This is a genomic window from bacterium, from assembly GCA_035703895.1.
Lineage (GTDB): Bacteria > Sysuimicrobiota > Sysuimicrobiia > Sysuimicrobiales > Segetimicrobiaceae > Segetimicrobium.
The window spans coordinates 1-4661 of the sequence record DASSXJ010000163.1 but is presented as its reverse complement, the minus strand read 5'-3'; the positions used below and the strand labels follow the sequence as shown (position 1 = coordinate 4661).

Here is a 4661-nt window from a genome sequence, read left to right as displayed (position 1 = left end):
CTATCGCCGCTTCCTACGCGCAAGCCGTGTTCAGTGAGGATTTGGCCGTGAACGGCGTGCTCGCCAAAGGAACGCCGCTTGCGTTATCGACCTGGCTCCGCCGGACTGGCCTCAGCGAGCTGCCGCCTTGTCCGGTGGCGGCAGACCGGAATGCCTGGGCTCGGCGCGTCCGACTCGACTACGCCCGGCTCCGGTCCTATGCCCGGGCGGTATTCGCCTCGACTGACGCGTACGTCGCGGCTCTTTCGGAGGACGCATTCAACCCGGCGTGTAGAGATGGGCCCGGGTGCTTGCTCAGTTCACTGGTGGTGACGCTGTCGATGCGGGCCGGGGAAATCGCCTGTATGCTGGTGCTCGAGTTAGGGCCAGCCGCCTCCAACGAAGGGACCGGTGGAGCCGCCTCTCTGCAGTGACAGCGGGGTATTCGGAGGATGCTGACCAGCAACGAAGGCGTCGTCTGTAGACCAAAAGAAATGTTCGAGCTTGTGGATTGGGAGAAGTTTGGGATGCATGATTTCGTGGCATTGGGGAACAGCTCCAACAAAGACAAGCAACGGCCGGTTTACGTCAGCAGCGCCTCCAGTGTTGGCAGAGGGAAAGATCCAGCCCCCGCTACCAGTTAGGGAAGACCTGGGACGCCTGGAACGCTTGATTATCAAACGTTCCAGTCTCTCGGCTTTTCTGGGGCATTGTTACCCGGGTACCTCTCGGCCGCCCCGTCCCGAGACATCGTCCGGGCAGGGCCGTAGCCCGGCCGGAGGGCGGCACGCGAACCGGGGCGAAAAGGGCCGTCAGAGTCCCCCGGGAGGTGCGGCATGAGGCGGCGTGAGTTTCTGGGAGCGGTGGCGGCGGGCGCAGGGCTGCTCGCGCTCGACCGATGGCACGCGATCCTCGAGGTTGCGGCGGCCGAGCCCGCGCGGCGCGGCGGCACTCTCACATGGGCCTACACGACCATCCCGATCCGGATGGATCCGGTGTGGACCCAGGCCCGTACCGACAGCACCACGCTGTCCAACATCTGCCAGGGCCTCGTCCGCGCGAACGAGACCGCGACGGCCGTCGAGCCGGCGCTCGCCGAGCGGTGGACGGTCAGCGGCAACGGCCTCACCTACACGTTCTACCTGCGCGACACGCGGTTCCACAACGGTAAGCCCGTGATCGCGGACGACGTCGTCGCATCGCTCGAGCGCGCGCGCACCCAGGGCGTCTACAAATGGACCCTCGCAGAAGCGAAGACGATCGTCAAACTGAACGACAAGACGGTCGCCATCGTGCTGAACTCGCCGGTGGCCAGCATGCTGGCACGGCTCGCGGTGCTCTCCAACGCCGTATTCCCCAAGGAAGAGATCGCCGCCACCGGCCAAAAGGAGTTTACAAAGCCGATCGGCACGGGCCCGTTCGTGGTCAAGGAGTTCGTGTCGAACGACCACCTGACGCTGGAGGCCAACCCGCATTACTGGGAAACGGCCCCGGACGGCAAGCCCTACCCCTACCTCGATCAGGTCATCATCAAGCAAGTGCCCGAGGACACCACCAAGGTACTCCAGATCCAGGCGGGCAACCTGAACGGCGCCGAGGCCATCCCGTTCAGCCAGCTGGCGGTGCTCAAGCGCGATCCGCGGGGCCAGTTGCTGACGTTCGCTCAGCAGCAAGTGTACTTCCTGGTCGTCCAGACCACGCGGCCGCCGTTCGACGACGTCAAAGTGCGGCAGGCGATGAGCCTGGCACTCGACCGAAAGGTGTACGTCGATCGGGCGACGGCCGGCCTCGCGGTCCCGGCGAACTCGTTCATGCCGCGCAGCGGCCTCTTCTGGAACAGCCGCGCCTCCCTGCCCTTCGACCCGGCGCGGGCGAAGCAGTTGATGAAAGAGTCGAAGTATCCCAACGGCCGGAGCGGCATCACGCTCCAGCTACCGAGCGGCAGCCAGCTGGGCCGCGACAACGCGGTCCTCGCCCAGCAGATGTGGGGGGACATCGGCATCCAGGTCCAGATCCAGGAAACGGACGGCGCGGCCCTCGTGGCCGCGTGGTACAAGGGCGCCTACGATGCCATCTCCGGCTACCAGTGGACGAACGGCATGATGGATCCCGATCAGCTGGTCCAATTCTTCTTCGTCGACCCCCGCATGAACAGCGGCTACCAGCCGAGCGCACACGCGGTGCAGCTGGTGAAGGCCGCGGCCGAAGAACTCGACCAGCGCAAGCGCGAGGCGCTCTACAACGAGATTCAGAACATCTACAATCAGGACGTCGGCGGCACGATCTCGCTCTACTACACGCCGTCGGTGAATTACCTCACGCCAAACGTCCGAGGGTTTTTACGGACGCCGCTCAGCGTGCCGCTGTACTGGAAGGTGTCGCTCGCCTAGTAGTCGATGAACCGCCGCGGCTACATCACCGGCCGGCTGGGGCAGATGGCCGTCACCTTCGCCATTCTGTCCGTGCTGATCTTCTACATGATCCGCCTCATCCCGGGCGATCCTGCGACGACGATGCTGGGCATCCAGGCGACGCCCGAGGCGGTTGCAGAACTGCGCCACCATCTGGGACTCGACCGTCCCGTGCCGGTGCAATTCTCGATCTTTATTGCCGGGCTCGTTCGCGGCGACCTCGGACGCTCGGTCGTCGTGCGGGCGCCGGTGCTCGACCTCGTCCGGCAGCGGCTGCCGCTCACGCTGTTCCTGGTCACGTACGCGATGATTCTGGCCACGCTCATCACGGTGCCCCTGGGCGTAGCCGCAGCACTGCGCAAAGACTCCGCCGTCGACCAGGCGATCCGCGGGTTCTCCGTGTTCTGGATTTCGACCCCGAGCTTCTGGGTGGGAATCCTGATGTTGATCCTCTTCGGGGTGAAATTGGGGCTGTTTCCGGTCGGCGGGGGCGGCCACACCTTCGGCGAGCACGTCTACTATCTCTTCCTGCCGGCGCTCACGATGGGCCTCGGCGTCTCTGCCGTGTTGACGCGCAATCTGCGCGACGCGATCCTCTCCACGCTCACCGCGGAGCACGTCATGGTCGCCCGCGCGAAGGGCCTGCCGGCCCGGCGTGTCGTGCTCCGCCACGTTCTGCGCAACGCGATCATCTCGACCGTCACGCTGCTCGGGTTGTATATCGGCTTCCTGGTAGGCGGGTCGGTCATCATCGAATCGGTGTTCGCGTTGCCCGGCATGGGGAGCCAGATGGTCGCGGCGATCCTGGGACGCGACTATCAGGTCGTGCAGGGATTCACTCTCGTCTACGCGGTGCTGGTCTCGGTGATCTACCTCGTGACCGACATCACCTACGCGCTGATCGATCCGCGCATCGCCCTATGAACGAAGCCGGACTGCCTGGTGGTTTGGCCGCGGCACGCGGCGGCGCGCCGGAGGGCCGGCGGCTGCGCTCGCTCGCATGGGTGTGGCTGCGGAGCCCGTCGCTTGTGATCGGCCTCGTCATCATCGCCGCGGTCGTGGCCGCCGCGATGACGGCGCCGCATCTAGCCCCTTACAGCCCCATCCGCCAGAACTACGCTGCGGCGGTGCAGCCGCCGAGCGCGGCCCATCCGCTCGGCACCGACAAGTTCGGGCGCGATCAACTGTCGCGGATCCTGTACGGCACGCGCATCGACCTCACGGTCGGTTTCCTCTGCACCGTGGTGCCACTCGTGATCGGCGTCGCTGTCGGCGCGGTGTCGGGCTACTACGGCGGCCTGATCGACACGATCTTCATGCGGGTGATCGACATCCAGGTGGCGTTCCCGTTCTATGTGCTCCTGATCGCAATCGTGGCCATCCTCGGCCCCGGCCTCATCAATATGTACTACGCGCTGATCCTGGTCGGGTGGGTCGCGTTCGCGCGCCTCGTCCGCGGCGAGGTGCTGATCGCCAAGCAGCTCGAGTACGCGCTTGCGGCGCGGGCGATCGGCGCCGGGGACCTGCGCGTCATTGTCCGCCACCTATTGCCTAACGTCGTCGGCCCCGCCCTCGTGTTCGCGATGTCGGCCGCCGTTCTGAACATCCTGGCTGGCGCGTCGTTGAGTTTCCTCGGCCTCGGTGTGCAACCTCCGACGCCGGAATGGGGGGCGATGATCGCGGAGTCCCGCGAGTACGTCTTGACCGCGTGGTGGCTGCCGACCTTCCCCGGGCTGGCGATCACCGTCGTAGGAATCGCGTTCAGCCTGATCGGCGACGGGCTGGCCGGCTTCCTGAGACGGCGCCGCCCGTAGGCACCTTTGTCGGACGCAAGCGACCAAGCCTTCCGACCTAGGTCGGATCCTGGAGGCACTGATATCCTGTCGCGAGAGATGGAGTACGTAGAGGAGCCCGGGGGAGAAGCTGGGTATTAAAGGAGGGTAAAGTGATGGTCGGCGGGCTCGGCGGAAATTTTGGTCAAGAAGAAAGACAAACTATCCATTGGTAAACCATCGCCTGTATTGGTGGCCCCATGAATCATGTTGTCTTACGGCGGATCCCGGGAGGAATTCTGGCGGTGTGCATCGGCATGTTCAGAAAATTTTTCAGAGCGAATCGTCCCGGTCTGTCTCGGAAAACAAAGGAGGAATAAGATGGCAACAAGCAAGGAGAGAGACAAGGAACACGGGAAAGGACATCTCGGAATGAAGATACCTCCGATCGTGTCGCCGGAGGCCTGGGAGGCTGCGCGCCAGCAGATGCTCGTGAAGG

4 protein-coding genes are annotated in these 4661 nt (G+C 64.6%); all 4 read left to right on the top strand.

Going from position 1 to position 4661, the window contains the following annotated elements; genetic code table 11:
* The coding region (locus VFP86_11595; GenBank protein HET9000283.1) for a hypothetical protein at nt 1–413 on the top strand (413 nt) is incomplete at its 5' end.
* A 402-nt stretch (nt 414–815) separates the two neighbouring features.
* Nucleotides 816–2369, top strand: a complete 1554-nt coding sequence (locus VFP86_11590) for an ABC transporter substrate-binding protein (GenBank protein ID HET9000282.1) — start codon at nt 816–818, stop codon at nt 2367–2369.
* Nucleotides 2370–2375: 6 nt separating this feature from the next.
* Complete coding sequence (locus tag VFP86_11585) at nt 2376–3314, top strand: ABC transporter permease (GenBank protein ID HET9000281.1); 939 nt, start codon at nt 2376–2378, stop codon at nt 3312–3314.
* On the top strand, nt 3311–4204 hold the full coding sequence (locus VFP86_11580; protein ID HET9000280.1) for an ABC transporter permease: 894 nt from the start codon (nt 3311–3313) through the stop codon (nt 4202–4204). The genes VFP86_11585 and VFP86_11580 overlap by 4 nt, the downstream gene beginning before the upstream one ends.
* Nucleotides 4205–4661 lie beyond the last annotated feature (457 nt).